15 protein-coding genes are annotated in these 17569 nt (G+C 62.2%); 6 read left to right on the forward strand and 9 right to left on the reverse strand.

Features of this window, described 5'->3' with window-relative positions; all coding sequences use genetic code 11:
* Positions 1-19 precede the first annotated feature (19 nt).
* From H7847_RS16155 to H7847_RS16170, 4 genes are read right to left on the reverse strand one after another with little or no spacing between them, the layout of a single operon-like run.
* Complete coding sequence (locus H7847_RS16155) at positions 20-1636, reverse strand: FAD-dependent oxidoreductase (protein ID WP_227270516.1); 1617 nt, start codon at positions 1634-1636, stop codon at positions 20-22.
* A 33-nt stretch (positions 1637-1669) separates the two neighbouring features.
* Entirely contained in the window at positions 1670-2671 is a 1002-nt protein-coding gene (locus H7847_RS16160; RefSeq protein WP_227270517.1) for a YcjF family protein, read from the reverse strand.
* On the reverse strand, positions 2671-3132 hold the full coding sequence (locus tag H7847_RS16165) for a GNAT family N-acetyltransferase (protein ID WP_227270518.1): 462 nt from the start codon (positions 3130-3132) through the stop codon (positions 2671-2673). Before H7847_RS16165 ends, H7847_RS16160 begins: the two co-directional genes overlap by 1 nt.
* Positions 3129-4544 carry a YcjX family GTP-binding protein gene (locus H7847_RS16170; protein ID WP_227270519.1) on the reverse strand — a complete coding sequence of 472 codons (1416 nt, stop codon included), beginning with the start codon at positions 4542-4544 and terminating at the stop codon, positions 3129-3131. The genes H7847_RS16165 and H7847_RS16170 overlap by 4 nt, the downstream gene beginning before the upstream one ends.
* A 112-nt stretch (positions 4545-4656) precedes the next feature.
* On the opposite strand from H7847_RS16170, the gene truA reads away from it, so the two are divergent.
* The gene (truA, locus tag H7847_RS16175) at positions 4657-5427 is read left to right on the forward strand and encodes a tRNA pseudouridine(38-40) synthase TruA (protein WP_227270520.1); all 771 of its coding nucleotides are present in this window, start codon (positions 4657-4659) and stop codon (positions 5425-5427) included.
* On the opposite strand, the gene H7847_RS16180 is transcribed toward truA, so the two are convergent.
* The 4 genes from H7847_RS16180 to H7847_RS16195 all read right to left on the reverse strand — a co-directional run bounded on the left by H7847_RS16180 (position 5424) and on the right by H7847_RS16195 (position 10020).
* The gene (locus H7847_RS16180; protein WP_227270521.1) at positions 5424-5924 is read right to left on the reverse strand and encodes a hypothetical protein; all 501 of its coding nucleotides are present in this window, start codon (positions 5922-5924) and stop codon (positions 5424-5426) included. The genes truA and H7847_RS16180 overlap by 4 nt on opposite strands.
* Complete coding sequence (locus H7847_RS16185; protein WP_227270522.1) at positions 5921-7573, reverse strand: hypothetical protein; 1653 nt, start codon at positions 7571-7573, stop codon at positions 5921-5923. Before H7847_RS16185 ends, H7847_RS16180 begins: the two co-directional genes overlap by 4 nt.
* Entirely contained in the window at positions 7570-8550 is a 981-nt protein-coding gene (locus tag H7847_RS16190; RefSeq protein WP_227270523.1) for a membrane dipeptidase, read from the reverse strand. Before H7847_RS16190 ends, H7847_RS16185 begins: the two co-directional genes overlap by 4 nt.
* Positions 8551-8784: 234 nt before the next feature.
* The gene (locus H7847_RS16195; protein WP_227270524.1) at positions 8785-10020 is read right to left on the reverse strand and encodes an acyl-CoA dehydrogenase family protein; all 1236 of its coding nucleotides are present in this window, start codon (positions 10018-10020) and stop codon (positions 8785-8787) included.
* A gap of 100 nt (positions 10021-10120) precedes the next feature.
* Between H7847_RS16195 and H7847_RS16200 the strand changes: the two genes are divergently transcribed.
* The 4 genes from H7847_RS16200 (at position 10121) to H7847_RS16215 (ending at position 14182) form a co-directional block, all read left to right on the forward strand.
* Positions 10121-11140: a phosphotransferase family protein gene (locus tag H7847_RS16200; protein ID WP_227270525.1), complete on the forward strand. Its 1020-nt coding sequence runs from the start codon at positions 10121-10123 to the stop codon at positions 11138-11140.
* Between the two features lie 85 nt (positions 11141-11225).
* The gene (locus H7847_RS16205) at positions 11226-12419 is read left to right on the forward strand and encodes an NAD(P)/FAD-dependent oxidoreductase (protein ID WP_227270526.1); all 1194 of its coding nucleotides are present in this window, start codon (positions 11226-11228) and stop codon (positions 12417-12419) included.
* Between the two features lie 14 nt (positions 12420-12433).
* A complete protein-coding gene (locus H7847_RS16210; protein ID WP_227270527.1) occupies positions 12434-13270 on the forward strand; it encodes an NAD-dependent epimerase/dehydratase family protein in 837 nt (278 codons plus the stop codon).
* Positions 13271-13378: 108 nt separating this feature from the next.
* Entirely contained in the window at positions 13379-14182 is an 804-nt protein-coding gene (locus H7847_RS16215) for an N-formylglutamate amidohydrolase (protein WP_227270528.1), read from the forward strand.
* Between the two features lie 63 nt (positions 14183-14245).
* On the opposite strand, the gene H7847_RS16220 is transcribed toward H7847_RS16215, so the two are convergent.
* Complete coding sequence (locus H7847_RS16220) at positions 14246-15610, reverse strand: MATE family efflux transporter (protein WP_406676014.1); 1365 nt, start codon at positions 15608-15610, stop codon at positions 14246-14248.
* Positions 15611-15844: 234 nt separating this feature from the next.
* Here H7847_RS16220 and H7847_RS16225 point away from each other — a divergent pair, with 234 nt between their 5' ends.
* Positions 15845-17128, forward strand: a complete 1284-nt coding sequence (locus tag H7847_RS16225; RefSeq protein WP_227270530.1) for an alpha/beta hydrolase family protein — start codon at positions 15845-15847, stop codon at positions 17126-17128.
* Positions 17129-17569: the final 441 nt, after the last annotated feature.

Here is a 17569-nt window from a genome sequence, read left to right on the forward strand (position 1 = left end):
GACCTGGGCCCTGCCATTGCTACGCGTTGACATGCGACCAGACTGCCGACATCACAACGGACCCCTCACCGACAGCCGAGGCCACCCGTTTCACGGACCCCGCACGGACGTCTCCGACAGCGAAAATACCCGGACAGGAGGTTTCATACTGGCTGCGGCCGCCCGCCTCCGCGCCGGTGAGAACAAATCCCTTGTCATCCAGCGTGATCATGCCGCTCAGCCAATCGGTATTCGGGGCGGCCCCGACCATCACAAAGACGGCCTGTGTCGACAGCCGCCAGTCCTGCCCGGAGGCTTTGTCGGAAATCGTGATCCCCTCCAACCGCTCCTCGCCGTGTAGGGCGGTCACCTCGGTACGCGTATGGATCGTAATGAGCGGATGCGTTTCAAGCCGTTGCAGGAGGTAATCCGACATCGTCTCTGTCAGGCTGTCGCGCCGCACCAGAACGTGGACGTGGCGACAGGTCCGCGCAAGGAACATGGCTGCCTGCCCCGCAGAGTTCCCGCCGCCCACCACCGCAACCTCGCTGTCCTTGCACCACCGTGCCTCCACTTCGGTTGCGGCATAGTAGACACCGTTGCCTTCCAGATGTTCCAAGCCTTCAAGCGGGAGTTTGCGATACTGAACCCCCGTGGCCACGATCAGCGATTTGGCGGTCACCTCGCGCCCGTCTTCGAGGGTGGCATGAAAATAGCGGTCTTGGCACTGGCGCAGCGCGGAGACACGGCGCGGGACCGAAAAGCGTGTGCCAAACTTCATCGCCTGCACCTCGCCGCGCCCCACAAGATCGCCCCCGGAGATGCCAGTGGGAAAACCCATGTAATTCTCGATCCGGCTTGAGGTGCCCGCCTGCCCGCCAATGGCCAGATCCTCAAGCACAAGCGCATTGAGGCCTTCGGCCCCGGCATAGACCGCCGCCGCCACGCCCGCAGGCCCGCCGCCGACGATCAAGACGTCAAAGGTTTCCTCTGCGCCCACGGCCAGATCAAGCCCGATCGTCTCTGCCAGCCCCTGAGGCGTCGGAGGCTCGATCTTCTGCGTCCTGTTAAAGACCACACCGGGCTGCAAATGCGCCATCCCGCACTCCGACGCAATCTGGTGCGCTTCTTTAGAGGACACTTCAATCTCGCGGTAGGGGATGCGATTGCGTGCCGCAAAGCTGGCCACCTGGCGAATGTCGCGGCTCACTTCGGCCCCCACGAGCGTCAGACCACCGTCGGACTGTTCCATGGCACGCCGCCGGCGCGCGGCAAGCACCGTCACGATGATATCGCTCATCTCGGGGATGTCAGACATCAGCTGCAGCATTTTTATCCGCGGAACGCAAAGCAGCTCACTTGGTTGAACGGCCCGCGACCCGGCCAGAGAGACCCCGCCGGACAAAAACTGCAGATCGCCGAAAAACTGGCCCGGCCCAAGTGTGGCGGCACCCAGACGCGCATTCGTCACCGGGTCGACCGCCTCAAGCTCGCCCGACACGACATAGTGAAAGAGATCCATGACGGCCCCCGGCTCCTGCACCATGTCACCCACATCGACATGAACAATCGTGCCCAGTTTGCGCATGGCTGCGACGTGCTCGGGCTCCAGCGGTCGGCGCACCATGGTGGCAAGATCAGCAGCAAAACTCTCCATCCGAGATCCTTTCAAGGGTCTGTGGCGTCTGCGTTAAGATTTAGGTGTCGTAAACATTCCGCCAAGGCTGCGTTTGATAATATCGCGCACCTTTGGGCGCTTCTCCGCGCCAAAGGGCATCGGGCGGCACACCTCCATGGCCGCGACCCCCACCCGCGCGGTCAAAGCCCCGTTCACCAGCCCTTCGCCAAAGCGCCGCGACACCTTGCCGAGGATAGACCCGCCCAGGATGGGCTCCAGCAGGTCGTCGCCGACGGCGACCGCCCCTGTCGCCACCATATGACTGAAGACCGCGCGCGTCAGCCGCCAGCTGCCCAGGGTGCCGGAGCGGCCACCGTAAACTTCGGCGATCCGGCGGATCATGCGGATGTTGGCGGTCAGGGCGGCGGCCACATCGGCCAGGGCCAACGGCACGAGGGCTGTCACCGCGGCCACCTGCCGGGCAGCGGCCTCGACCTCGCGCGCGGCGAGTTGATCCAACGGGGCCATGAGTTCGGCTTCGGTCAGCGCCAGCAATCCTGCGGCGTCAAGTTGATCCTTGCCGAGCTCGGCCAACCGCTCGCGGCTCCAGCGGGTCTCTTCCCGGCTGCGGTAGAGGCTCTCCAGGCGGGCCATCAGCGCGCGTGCCGCGGTCAGGTCATTCTCGGCCAGAGCCACATCTGCAGCCCGCCGCAGCCCGTCAATCCGCGACAAGCGGCCCAGGGCGGCCACTTCGCGCAGGCAGATGATGGCAAGCACGGTCATGAAGGCCGCAAAGAGCCCCGCAATCCCCCAGCCCAAGAGCGGCATCCGCGCAACGAGACCGGTGACAAAATCCCAGGCCGCCACCGCGACAACCGCGCCCAGCAACCCCGCTCCCAGGCCCAAAAGCCAGCGCCCCAGTCTGGAGGGTCTGCGCGCCGCGAGCTGTGCTGCGCTCTGCATCGCCTGCCCCTCCGGCATCAGCGGGGCGGTCTCGGGGACCGGCGGGGCCTCTGCCACCGAAGCGGCAGGCCGGTCTGCGTCAATCTCGATCAGGACCGGACCTTTGGCCATCAGCCCTTGCCCTTGCGTTTGCCCTTTGTCCACTCAAACCGGATGTCGGGCAATCCGGCGTCGTTCCCGCTGCCATCGGTGCGCTGTGTCTCGAGAAACCCGCGCTGCTGGTAGAAATGCGCCGCAACCCCGTTTGCCTCATAGCTCCACAGCATCAGCTTATCGCACACCGCCTTGGCGTCCTCCAAAAGGGCCGTGCCCACCCCTTTGTCCTGTGCTTCGGGCAGCACGTAGAGGGCGTGTATCTCTGTTTCATGCCGGGCCAGAAAGCCCACGACCTTGCCATCGACCTTGGCCACCCGCACCCAGCCTGCATCGATCATATCGCCCGCATACATGATCTCTTCAGCGGCGGAGTGGACGCGGGGCAACCAGGGCATCGCATCATTTGAGACAGACAGGATATGGCCTATTGCCCCCGCATCAAGGGCGCGCGCGGATGAAATCGTGACGTCAATCATAGCCTATCCCCTAAAAGGAATTGGGCCGCCTTATCAAGCCGGATATGGGGTGGGCCGTCTCCGGGGCGCAAACTGAGCACGGATGGTGCGAAATTCATCACACGGTAGTCGTCGTCCAGCCATTTCTCGGCACCGTCCCTGGCCGGGGTCAGCAGGCGCGCGGGATCCTGCGGCAGCTCTCCGGGGAAGAACGCCACCTGTTTGCCGGTCTCCAGCAGATGGCCGCGCACCACGTCGAGCGTTTGCCCCTTGTGGGTCACGGTGTCTTCGGTCGTGGCGCGCAGGGCGGCCAGCGACAGCGCCAGCGTTTGCGCCCCGGCAAACCGCGCCCGGTCGCGCGCCGCGCGCAGCAGCGCCTCCATGATCGCGGTAAGCTTGTCGTGTTGCTTGTGATGCAAATGGTCCGCCTTGGTGGCCGCAAAGAGGATTTTTTCCACCCGCTTGCCGGCAAAGAGCTGCGTCAGAAAGGCGTTTTGACCCGGACGAAAGGCCCCCAGGATATCCGCCATCGCGCCGCGCATGTCTTCGACCGCCTGCGGTCCCTTGTGGATCGCCCCCAAGGCATCCACCAGCACGACCTGACGGTCGATCCGCGCAAAGTGGTCGCGAAAGAAGGGACGGACCACGGCGCGTTTATAAGCCTCGTACCGCCGTTCCATCTCACGACGCAGCGACCCCCGCGCACCGCGGCCATCGCCGGGCAGGGGCGCGAAAGTCAGCGCCGGAGAGCCTTCCAGGTCACCGGGCAACAGGAAACGCCCCGGTGTACAGTCGTAATAGCCCGCGGCCCTTGCTGCGTTCAGATAGCCGGTGAAGCCCGCCGCAAGCGCCTTGGCCTGAGGCTCGTCAAGCTTGGCGGTTCCATCCACCTGCCCGACCTGTGCCAGATACGCGGCAGCTTCCTGACGTGCCTGCGCGCGCGCCAGCGTCTCAGCCACCCATTGCTCGTAGGGTTTGTCCAGCAGGGCAAGATCCAGCAGCCACTCTCCGGGATAATCGATGATATCCACATGGATCGTGCGCGGCCCTTGCAGGCCCGCCAGCAGCCCCGCCCGCCGCACGCGGAGAGACAAACGCAACTCTGAGACCGCGCGCGTACTGTCCGGCCAGCGCGGCGTTGCGGAGGTCAGATCGCCCAGATGCGCCTCGTAATCGAACCGCGGCACGGTGTCGTCGGGCTGAGGTTGCAAAAATGCTGCCTCGATCCGGCCCTCGGCCACCGCCACCAGATGCGGCATGCGGCCCCGGTCCAGCAGGTTGGCCACCAGCGACGTGATGAAAACCGTCTTGCCGGAGCGCGCAAGCCCGGTGACGCCGATGCGGATGACCGGCTCGAACAACGTCTCGTTGACGGTGTCTTGTATGGATTCGATCTGGCGCAGCACCGTATCGGCTAGTGTGGAAATGACCAAAGCGTGTCTGTCCCTGAACGTCGCGTTGCCTCTACATAAACCCGCCCGGCCCTGCACGCCAGTGGCAGAAAGCCATTTGACGCCATCCCGCCAGTTGGCTAGGCCCGGCACCATGCCCAGATACGCCCTCAAAGTGGAATACCACGGCGCGCCCTTTGCCGGGTGGCAGCGTCAGAAAGATCAGCCGACCGTTCAGGGTGCGATTGAAACGGCCCTGGGCCGGATCACACCGGGGCCGCATACGATTGCAGCCGCCGGGCGCACCGATGCGGGTGTGCATGCCACCGGTCAGGTCGCCCATTGTGACCTGCCTGACCCCTGGGATCCTTTCCGGCTGTCGGAGGCGCTGAATCATCATCTCAAACCGGCCCCGGTGGCCATTACCGCCTGCGCGGAAGTGGCCGAGGACTGGCACGCCCGTTTTTCGGCGCGCGAGCGGCAGTATCTCTTTCGCATTCTCTGCCGCCGGGCACCGGCAACGCATCAGAGCGGGCTGGTCTGGCAGGTCAAGACCCTGCTCGACGTGCCCACGATGCAGGAGGCGGCAAACCATCTGGTGGGGCAGCACGATTTCACCACCTTCCGCTCAACGATCTGTCAGGCGGAAAGCCCGGTGAAAACCCTCAACCGGCTGGCGGTGCGGGCCGTTGAGACGCCGCACGGCCCTGAGGTGCATTTCGATGTGCGCGCGCGATCCTTTCTGCACAATCAGGTCCGCAGTTTTGTCGGCACGCTGGAACGGGTGGGCGCGGGATCCTGGACCCCCGCCGATGTGGCGCAGGCCCTGGCGGCCAGGGACCGTGCGGCCTGCGGGCCGGTCTGCCCGCCACAAGGGCTCTACCTTGCACATGTTACCTATGAGGGACCTCCCTTTGGTACCTAGTCGTTGTCGGTCAGCCTCGCACCGGCCCCCACCCGCCGCGAGCTGTCACTGTCCGGCACATAGGTGCGGTCGGCCAGCTCTGTCATCTGCGCGATCAACCCATCGCAGCCCGTGATCCGGCGCGGCACGCCATGGGGGCGGGGCGTTGCCAGATCGACGCGCAATCGCAAGCCGTCCGTCCCCGTCGCCTGCAAGCTGGCCTGAAACGGCAGGGCTTCCACGAAACTGACAAGCAGCGCGTCCTGCTCCAGGCCTGGCAAGGCTGCGGGCAAGCCCTGCCCTGCGTCGCTCAGCGCCTGGTCCAGCACGAGGGGGTAAGCCAGAATGGGCCCCTCCGGCAATGCCTCCAGCGCCGCCGACAGCACTGCGACATCCCGCGCCGCTGTCAGATGCACGACGACAACCTGACCAAACCGCGCCGCTTGCGCAGGCGGCGCGCCCGCCCCGCGCGCCGCTTTACCGGCAAGTGTCATGATTTCAGTGGCAGACCAGCTCATTGCCCGAAAACAGGCAACCACCAGTCATCCGCGCGATTGCCGAGTTCATCGTCCAGTGGCGCGCCCTGACACAGGGTGATGCGTGTCCAGCGATCTGACTTGGGATCGAACTTGCTGGCCCCGAAAAACGACAGCTTGCAGCGCAGCATATCGATGGGCAGGCAGGTTTCGGCAATCAGGTTGTCGCGGATTTCGCCGTAAGGATAGCGCGAGAGGCCCGCGACCCGCGTGGCGGCCATCATATGGTCAGGATGGCGGGCCAGAAACGCTGTGAGGGGCTCGGGGGCGTCCGGCAGATCGGCGTAAAGCGCCTTGATCCGGCGCCCGATATCCAGAGGGCTTTCCAGATCGGCCCCGGCCTCGTCAAAGCGGTTGCCAAGGCGCGGCTCCTGCTTGGCGGCACTCACGTACCAGAATTGGCGAGATGCCGCCCTGCTCTCATAGGCAGGGGAGAGCGCCCAAAGCGCGTGATGTTCTATCTCTTGTTTGAGGGTCTGCGTGTCCGGAAACGGCACAACCTGCGGCCCAAACGGATCGGACATGGTGTCTGCAAGATCGTCCACAAGATCCCCAAAGGGCTCCAGAACCAGCGCACAGAGCAGCTCTTGCAGATCGACGCTCTGGCGGGCGGACCCGTCAAAGAGCGCCGCGATGGCCCCGCCTTTTGCAAAAGCCTCGGCGCGAAAGAGGGGCGCGGCCGCCCGCCACGCCGCGCGCAGCCGGTCGATCCGTTTTTGATGGTCCGGGTCAGGCACCTGCCATTCTTCCAGATGCTGCGCCGCACGCGCCGCCAGCGCCGCGAGCCGCTCGGCCTGGGCCCTGTTGATTTGTCGTTGTCCGCGCACGCGGGCCAGTGCCGTTTCGCGCGCCATCATCCAGTTGTTCAGCAAAACCGGGTGGTTGACCAGAAAGGGCGCCATCCCCAGCCCGGTCGAGTTGCCAATGCCCAGATGCCGTTTGAGCGCGCGCGTCAGCGGCCTGCCCCCGACATGTTCCACCAGATCATGGGTAAAGTGACGGATCAGCCAGACCGTCAGCATCTCAGCCATGAAAGGCCCGCCAAGGCCGGGTCGATCCTTGAAAACAGCGCGATCCGCGATACCGAACTTGCCATTGCCATAGACGGCTGTGGTACGCATCAGATACCCGGTCTGGCGCACGAGGTTCTCATCGGGCTGGTGACCTGCGCGCAGCCGTTCCACCACATGCGCGAAGAGCCGAACCGATTTGTTGGCCCGGCTGAGCACGAGGTCTTGCTCGGTAAACCGGGCGGCTTCCTGTTTGGGGGCGGTGGCACAAATCCGGGCCAGCGCCGCCGCATCGGGCACCCCGTCGTAAAGCACATAGGCGGTGTCCCAGGCAGTTGCGATGACGCGGTCGGTGCGCTGATCTGCGGGCAAATCCGTGGATACCGCGACCAACGCATAGTCATAGCCGCCAAAACGCAGCTGATAGACCGCGTGGCCAAACCCCGCTGCGTCGATCTGCCAGACCGTGCATTTGACCTCAACCTTGTCAGCCGCCAAGGCGCGCATCAGCGTGCGCAGAAACGACAGGCGCGTGGGAAACATCGCCCCCATCCGCGCCAACCGCATCACCGTGTCGGGCGTGCGCAGGGGCACCAAGGGGATATCCACACCGTCTTTCATAGAGGCTCAAAGCCTTCCTCGAAGAACCGCAGCCAGTTGCCGCCCATGATCCCCTCCACCTCCGCCTGGGTCAATGATGTTTGCAAGAGGCCGTTCCGGATTCGCCCAAAATCGCGGTTGTCCTTGAACCAGTCGGGCATAGGCGGGAAGCCTGCGTTGCTGGCGGACCCCTCGCCGTAATCGATAACTTTGGACCAGCGCCCGACCCGCATCCATTCTACCACGCTGTCGGGCTGGTCCTGACAAAGATCGGTGCCGATACCCAGATGCGCGGCACCATACCGGCCCGCGGCCTCTTCGATCATGCTGCAAAAGCTCTCCAACGTGCAGGCGGAGCCATCTTGCAGGTGGTGCGGATAGACCGAAAAACCGAGCATGCCGCCCGACCCGGTCAACGCGCGGAAGACGGTGTCTGATTTGTTGCGCAGGGCCGCATGCCACCAATGCGGATTGGCATGGGTGATTGCGATGGGTCGCGATGACTGGTCAATCGCCTCCAGGGTGGACCGCTCACCGGAATGGGACATGTCGACCACCAGGCCGACGCGGTTCATTTCCCGCACAACCTGCCGCCCCATGCGGGTGAGGCCGGTGTCCTCCGCCTCATAACAGCCGGTCGCCAGAAGAGACTGGTTGTTGTAGGTCAACTGCATGAAGCGGATGCCAAGCTGGTGACAGATTTCCACCAACCCGATGTCATCCTCGATGGGGCTGGGGTTCTGAAAACCGAAAAAAATGGCGGTGCGGTTGGTGTCCTGCGCGCGGCGCACGTCCGCTGCCGAGGTTCCTTTGAAAATCAGATCCGGATGCGCCTCGAACCATCTGTTCCACTGTTCGAGATTGAGTACCATTTCGCGAAAGTTCTCGTGGTAGGCGATGGTCACATGTACCGCATCCACGCCCCCTGCCCGCATCTGCCTGAAAATCTCCTCGGAGAAATTCGCATATTGCAGGCTATCAATCCGGGGGGCTTTCATCTCTGCATCCTGAAAGATTATCCCCGATGCCTCAATTGCAAAAGCGACAGAGCGCCTGTGAATTCGGAAAAGCTCAGGGCGTTTTGGCCCCGCTGACGGGTCAATTCATTCTTTTCTCCTACTTCAAGATATCACAAAACCGATATATTTGGAGAAAATATAGTGCTGAAAGAGACAAAAATATCAATTAAGACACCTAACTTCGAAAACCAACCGATCCTTGCCCCTTCGGTACTAGACTTTCTGCTGCGTGTGCTTGCGCAGCTCTGCGCGCGCCACCTGTCGGCGATGAACCGCGTCAGGCCCATCCGCCAGCCGGAGGGTCCGGACATGGGTCCAGGCCTGCGCCAGCGGAGTGTCCTGACTGATGCCCTGGGCACCATGCATCTGCACCGCTTCGTCAATGACCTTGAGCGCCATCAGCGGTGCGACCACCTTGATCTTGGAAATCCAGGGGGCGGCAGCACGCGCGTCGCCCTGATCCATCATCCAGGCCGCCTTGAGGCACAAGAGCCGCGCCTGCTCGATCTCCATCCGCGCCTCGGCGATAATATCGAAATTGGCCCCGAGCTGCGCCAGCGGCTTGCCAAAGGCCTCGCGGGCGAGCGCCCGCTTGCACATCAACGCCAACGCGGCCTCCGCCTGACCGATGGCGCGCATGCAATGGTGGATACGCCCCGGCCCCAGCCGCCCTTGGGCGATCTCAAAACCGCGCCCTTCCCCGAGCAGCAGGTTCTCTGCCGGCACGCGCACATCCGTAAAGCGGATATGCATGTGCCCGTGCGGCGCATCATCGCGGCCATAGACCTCCATCGGGCGCAACACCTCAATCCCCGGCGTCGCGGCATCCACGACAATCATCGACTGCCGGTTGTGTTTGGGCAGTCCCTCACCGCCGGTCTTCACCATCACGATATAGACCTTGCAGCGCGGATCACCTGCCCCGCTGGCCCACCATTTCTCACCGTTGAGCACATAGGCGTCGCCGTCGCGCAGGCAGGAAAGCCGCACATTGGTCGCATCGGAGGAAGCCACATCCGGCTCCGTCATCAGATAGGCCGAGCGGATCTCGCCCTCCAGAAGACGTGACAGCCATTTGGTTTTCATCTCGGGGGTGCCGTAGCGTTCGAACACTTCCATGTTGCCGGTGTCGGGGGCCGAGCAGTTGAACACTTCCGCGCCCAGGGGCGTCTTGCCCATCTCCTCTGCAAAATAGGCGTATTCGACCGTGCTGAGCCCAAAGCCCTTGTCGCTGTCTGTCAGCCAGAAGTTCCACAGGCCCGCAGCTTTTGCCCGGGCCTTTAACCCTTCGAGAATTTCCGCCTGCCGCGCGGTGTACTGCCAGCGATCCTCCTTGCCGATCTCGGCATGATAGGCGGCCTCCATCGGCACCACCTCGTCGCGGATCATCGCGACCACCTGGTCGAGCAGGGCGCGGTTTTCGGGGCGCATGCCCAAATTCATCTCCAAGGTCTGATCCTCCGCTGGTGTCAACTTGTGCTTTTCCCCGCCCCCCAGACTTGCTTAGATCCCCTGTGGATGTCCATAAGCCAATTGAGGAGGAAGCCGCATGCACCGCTATGACCACGCCACGCTCGAGGCATACCTCGCCCGGCATGTTCCCGGTTTCGGGACCCTGGACGCCATTGAAAAATTCTCGGACGGGCAATCGAACCCGACCTATAAACTGCGCAGCGGACCCCGCACCTTTGTGCTGCGCGCCAAGCCCCCCGGTGCGCTGCTCAAATCCGCCCATGCGGTCGATCGGGAGTTTCGGGTGATGCAGGCACTGGCCCGCACCGATGTGCCGGTGCCGCAGGTGTACCATCTGAGCGCAGAGCAGAGCCCCATGGGCCCGCAGTTCATGGTGATGGAGATGGTCGCGGGCCGCATTTTCTGGGACCCCGCATTGCCGGAGCTGGGCAAAGAGGATCGCACTGCCGTCTATGACGCGATGAACGCAACCCTTGCCGCCCTGCATGACGTGGACCCGGCCCGCGTGGGGCTGGCCGACTTCGGCAGGCCGGGCAATTACTTTGAGCGGCAGGTCACGCGCTGGTCGGGACAATACCGTCAGGCCACCCGCGATCCCTTGCCGGACGCAGAGTGGGTCATGGCCTGGCTGGCCGACAACATGGTTGCCGACGATCACGCGAGCAGCATCGTGCATGGCGATTACCGCATCGACAACATGATCTTTGCCCCGGACGCGCCGGTGGTGCGCGCATTGCTGGATTGGGAGCTGTCGACCTTGGGCCACCCGCTGGCCGATCTGGCCTATCAGTGCATGCACTGGCGATTACCCCACGCCGGGCACTTTCGGGGCCTGGGCGGGTTGGATCGGGGTGCATTGGGCCTGCCATCCGAAGAGACCTATGTGGCACAATACTGCGACCGGCGGGGCCTGAAGCCCCCTGACAACTGGGCGTTCTACGTGGTCTTTTCCTATTTCCGCCTGCTGGCCATTCTGCAAGGGGTCCGCCGCCGCGGGTTGGACGGCAATGCCTCGAACCCAAAGGACACGGACCGGCTGCGCGACGTCATCGCCCTGCTGGCGCGCGATGCCCGTTTATTGGCCCGGAACGCCTGATACACCGTCGCCCTGGCGCGACAATGCTTGACGCCGCCGCATGTCATGTGTTCCTGAAATGACAGGACAAAGACGGGGGACACTGATGGCACCAGTACACGACAGCTATGACGTTGTGATCGTTGGCGGTGCGATCTACGGCTCCAGCGTGGCATGGTGGCTGACGCAGATGGCCGGGTTCACTGGCCGCATTCTGGTGGTCGAACGGGACCCGAGCTATGAAAGGGCGGGCACCAGCCTGACAAACAGTTGCATCCGGCAGCAATTCTCCAACAAGGCGAACATCAGCGTGTCCCAATTCGGGGCGGAGTTCATCCGGAACTTCCGCGACTTCATGGGCGGCGACCCGGAGGTCCCTGCGTTGACGCTGCAAAGCTACGGCTACCTCTATCTCGCGGATACACCTGAATTTGCCCAGGACCTCAAGGACAGTCAGAAAGTGCAGGCAAGCCTCGGGGCTGGCACCAGATACATGACCGCGGCGGAGATTGCCGCCGACTACCCGTTCTACCAGCTCGACGACATTCTGGGGGCCAACCACAATCTGGTGAACGAGGGCTATTTTGACGGGGGCACGATGTTTGACTGGTTCAAACGCATGGCCCGCAAAAACGGGGTGGAGTACCTGACAGATGAGGTGGTGGCCATGACCTGCACCCGCACCCGCGTCGAGCGCGTGATGCTGAAATCCGGCGCGGAGGTCGCCTGCGATGTGGTGGTGAATGCCTCGGGAACACGCGGTGCCTTAACGGCTCGGATGGCAAACCTTGATATCCCCATAGAACCGCGCCGCAGGTACACCTACATCTTTGACGCCGCACACCCGCTTGACCGCGACCTGCCCCTGACCATCGACCCGTCCGGCGTTCATATGCGCACCGATGGGCGCTACTATCTGGCAGGTGGTCCCCCCGATGAGGATCCGGCGGTTGATTTTGACGACTTTGATGCGGATCACAGCCTTTGGGAGGCGAAATTCTGGCCCATCATTGCAAACCGCATTCCGCAGTTTGAAGAAATCAAGCTTATCAACATGTGGGTGGGCCACTACGACTATAACACGCTGGATCAGAATGCCATTGTCGGACCGCACCCGGAGATGTCGAACTTCATGTTCGTCAACGGCTTTTCGGGACACGGGTTACAACAATCGCCAGCCTTGGGACGCGGGCTGGCCGAACGGATCGCCTACGGGGAATATCGCAGCCTCGATCTGACGCCCTTTGCCGTTGACCGCGTGCTGAGCGGTGAGAAATTCTTGGAGAAAGCCGTCATCTGACGAGGGAGTACGACATGACGAAGATTGTTCTGACCGGGGCCGCCGGGCGCTTGGGGTCATACCTGCGCGAACCTCTGCTGGCCCTCTGTGACGAGCTGGTCAGCACCGATATCGTGGAGGACATCGGCAAGCTTTATCCAAGGGAGACCTATGTAAAAGCCGATCTTGCCCGGATGGACCAGATCGCGCCGCTGATGGAGGGCGCCGACATGGTGGTGCATTTCGGGGCCATCGTTGACGAAAAACCCTTCGAAGAGCTTCTAGGGCCGAACTTCATCGGCTCCTACAATGTCTGGGAGGCCGGCTATAAGGCAGGCGTGCGGCGCATCGTCTATGCCTCTTCCATCCATGCGGTGGGCATGCATCTGAAGTCGGAGTTTATCGGGACGGATGCGGAACACCGACCCGACACATTTTACGGCCTCGCCAAATGCTTTACCGAAGATCTGGGCCGGATGTACTGGGACAAGCGCGGCATGGAATCGGTGCACCTGCGCATTCTGTCCTGTGCCCAGGTCAACAACACCCGCGCGCTGGGATCCTGGCTCAGCTACACGGACCTTATCCAACTGGTCACCCGCGCCATCGACACACCATCGGTCGGATTCGCGATCATCTACGGCGTCTCGAACAACGACCGTGCCCCGGTGGACAACAGCAAGGCCTCCTTTCTGGGATACCGCCCGGTTGACAACGCCGAAATTTTCGCAGCCCAGCTGCTGGCCGAGGAAACCACAGTGGACACCTCGGATCCCGGCCAGATGTGCCAAGGCGGCCCCTTCGCCAAAGTCGATCTGGGGCAAAGCGGCCTGGCACAAATGAATGTCGTCAACGACAAGAAAGAAATCTGAACCACCTGACTCGAAAGACAGCCAGACGCGAGCCTCAATGAAGGATGATTGGTGCAGGTCAGCGACCCTGACCACGGCCTGCCCCCTTAAAAGAGAGATAAAAAAAACATGCCGGTCGATGTCATTCTGGGAGACAGCCCTCTTGTCCTCTCCCTGCCCTACAAGGGCACCAATATGCAGAACGTACTGGTTCAGCGACTGATCGACAGACATCACTTCATCAACGTTCCGGACCGCTACCTTGACCGGTTGCTGGAAGGCCTGACCGATGAGGCAACTGTCGTGCAGGCCAACTTCCATCGCTATGTTTCAGATGTTGAGCATCCCTCGCAAGGACCGGCTGAGAAGGCGGAAAATGGGATGATCGGCGTCGTGCCGCTATTGGACCTCGAAGGGGCAGCCATCTGGGACAGACCTCCGACAAGAGCCGAGGCGGCACGCTGGCGGTCGATTTACTATGCGCCCTATCACGCGGCTCTTGCCACCCAGATCGCGCGGGCGCGGGCGCTCTATGGCCATGCGGTACTGGTCACCTGCCATGCCCTGCCCTCGGACATGGTGCGCCGCAATACCGCCGGTCTGCAGGACATCAATCTGGCAACCTTCCTGGGCGCCTCCTGCTCATTGGATCTCTCCACCAAGCTGGTCGCGCTGTGTCAGACACATCAGGCATTTGGCACCAAAGTAGATAGCGGTATCAAGACCGGGTGGGCCACCCGCCGCTATGGTCGCCCCCGTGCAAAGGTACACGCGCTTGATTTGAGGCTGAACGAGGCCTGCTACCTCTCGGCCGACGGCGAAGCGGACCACTATGACGAGACCCAGGCAGAGCCGTTTCGCGAAATGTTGCGCGACGTGATGGGCTTACTGGCGTCCTGGCGACCCCTGCGATCATCGGGGCGGTCACCATAGCTGCTTGGCGAGACCCCTGCGCAGCACAGATCTGGAAATTGCTGATGATCGGCAATGTCTTTTCTAAGGGTGCGCGGCTTTCAGATCCCGCAATGTGACCACCCAAAACCGCACAGAGAGCAGCACCGCCGCCAATGCCAGACCGACCACGAGACCCAACCAGACACCAATGCCGTCGAATCCAAGAACAAAGCCAAAGAAATAGGAGCAGGGAATCCCCACGCCCCAATAGCTCACCGCGGCAAAGATCATCGGCATGCGCGTGTCCTGAACGCCGCGCAACAGACCCAAGGCGATGACCTGCGCACCATCCACCAGCTGGAACAGCGCCGCCATCGCCAAAAGGCCCACGCCGATCGCGAGTATCTCAAGCCGCTGCGGGTCATCCTCCTGCATGAAGAGGGACAAAAGCATTTCGGGAAGGGCCAGATAGAGGACAATCGTGGCCACCGCAAAACCAAGCGACAGGGCTGTCACCATCTTGCCGCCCCGCTCCATCTGCAAGGGATCATGACGCCCGAACGCATTGCCCGCACGGATGGTGGCGACATTGGCAAGACCCAGATGGACCATGAAAGTGATCGCGGCCAGTTGCACCGCGATGCCATGCGCTGCGAGCGGCACAGTGCCGAGCCATCCCATCATCATCGCCGAGGCCGCAAAGAGCCCGACTTCGGACAGGGACGTCAACCCAATCGGCCAGCCCAGCATGAAAACCCGCACAATCATCTGTGGATCTGCACGCCACAGGCGCTGAAAAATCGCATGCTCCGGCAGGCTGAGCCGGGCATAGATCACCACCCCGATGAGCGACACCGTCTGGGTCACGATGGAGGCCATCGCCGCCCCCCTGATCCCCAGTTCAGGTGCCCCCCAATTGCCGAAAATCAGTGCATAGTTCGCCGCCGCATTCACAACCGCCGCAAGCACCGTGATCCACAAAACCACCTGCGTCCGCTCCAACGCAGCCAGATAGGATTTGAGAACCATGACCAGAAGGGCGGGGACAATCCCGAAACCCGCAATCTCAAGATAAGCGCTAGCGCCCCGCACGACGACGTCGCCCTGTCCGATCAACCGCAAGATCGGTTCGGACCATATCATCAGAGGCAGCGCCACCAAGGCAAAGCCAAGGCTGAGCCACAGCCCCATCCGCGTGGCGCGGCGCAGGCCCGTTTCATCCCCTTCGGCAGCGTATGATGCGACCATCGGCATAACCGCCCAGGCAAAGCCAGAGCCAAAAATGAAAAGCACAAAGAAATAGGTCGACCCCAGCGTCACGGCCGCCAGTGCCTCAACACTGTACCATCCCAGCATCACCGTATCAGTCACGCCGATTGCCATCTGCGCCAGATGACCCCCAACCAACGGCAGACCAAGGACCAGTATCGCACGGGCGTGCTGCGGATATGTCATCGCGTAATGCATCTCTCTGCCTTACGCCTGTCATTGTTCGAACGGAAGAGGGCCTCGGCAGGGCGCGCACTGATTTGCATGTTTTTTGTCTTGTCAGATCGCAGAAATACGACCATAGGTAGAACCCTGATATATATGGAAACTTGACCGTTTAGATCGGATACCGTCTTAAGCTCTTGATTTTCAGCGAAAACATGCCATGTTTGATGTGCAGGCGAAGATGTCTGCCTCCGACGGAGCACGACGATGAAGACTTCCGGCATAATAGCCATTGTGGCTGTCACCCTGGCCGCCGCCACCTACGCAAACCCCATTGACCGGATACGCCCCGATGCGCCGGAGCTGGCAGAATACGGCACCTTGCCGGTAGGCGTTCAGACATTGACCTTCATCCATCCCGACCAAATCGATGTTGTCGCGATCAACGGACAGGACGCGCCGCGCTATGACCGGCCCCTGGTGGTGGAGGTCTGGTACCCCGCCGCAGAACCTGCGCCTGCGCGTGGCACCTATACCGCCATGATGCGCGACGGTGTTACAGAAGTGAGCCTGACAGGTCGCGCGACCCGCGACGCGGCCCCGATAACCGGTGAACGGTTTCCGCTTGTGGTCATCAGCCATGGCTATCCAGGCAACCGTTACCTGATGTCGCATCTGGGCGAAAACCTCGCCTCCAAAGGGTACGTCACCGTATCGATTGACCATGCCGACAGCACCTATTCCGACCAAGAGACCTTTGGATCAACCTTGCTGAACCGTCCCATCGACAAGCGGTTTGTCATCGACCAGATGGCCAGTCTGGAGGGCCCGTTGGGGCAGATCATCGATGCCAACGCCACCGGCGTGATCGGGTATTCGATGGGGGGTTACGGGGCGCTGGTGTTTGGCGGCGCGGGCGTGACCCAGGCTGCTACGGAATATAGCTGGGGCACCCCCAACAGGCTTTTGGAGCGCCACCTCGCAGGCTCGGAAAGCCATGAGGCTCTGATTGATCCGCGTGTCCGCGCCATCGTTGCAATCGGTCCTTGGGGCCGCAACGCGGATCTTTGGGACGCCGGGGGCATGGCAGGGTTACGCAAGCCCACCCTTTTTATGGCAGGAGACTCTGATGACGTCTCGGTCTACGAAGCAATCCGGACCATTTTCAGGGAGGCCGTCGGCACCGACAGGCACTTGCTGACTTTTGAGAATGCAAACCACAACGCCGCGGCCACGATGCCCGCCCCCGCAGAAAGCTGGCAGCCGGTAGAAGAGCTGGATTTCGTGCCCTTCGAGCATTACGCCGATCCGGTCTGGGACACGGTGCGCATGAACAACATCGCCCAGCATTTCACCACCGCCTTTTTCGACATTCACCTGAAAGGGGACACGACGAAACGCCCCTTCCTTGATCTGATCCCCACCGCTGCCGACGGGGTCATTGCACTGGATGAGGACGCAAACCCGACCGAGGATCATACCTATTGGACGGGTTTCGGCCCCCGCACCGCCAAGGGTCTCAGATTTGAGACCCGGCTGAACGGCGAATAAGAAATTTCATACCAAGCCTCCCCGCACATTCCGCGCGAGGGGTGCCGCCCTCTTTCAAACATTTTGCGGACGCTGACGCCGTACTGCCGGCACACCAGGGCCAGGGACGTCCACCGCCGGCGCGGTCACCGTTGCAGACGACCCGAGAGTCGGGAGGACGGCGCTGATGTTAAGATGTTTGAGGCTCTGGTCGAGGCCAACGCTTTGCCCCATAGGCCCCAGCGTCGCGATGTTGAAAAGGCGGAAGGCGCCCAGACTGGTCCGGACGTCAACCGGCTGGGGATCGATATTAGCGTGCCCAGCACGGTAGCGGCCTGCGCCAAACCTGCCGTCAAGAATAGCACGGCGACAAGAGAATTGACTTGATCGACAGGGCTCACGTCCTTCTTTGCGTTTTTGACAGGCTCCGGATCGGCGGACCTGTGGCCGCCGTTCGACGCT

It is taken from the genome of Roseobacter weihaiensis (genome assembly GCF_020622345.1).
Lineage (GTDB): Bacteria > Pseudomonadota > Alphaproteobacteria > Rhodobacterales > Rhodobacteraceae > Roseobacter > Roseobacter weihaiensis.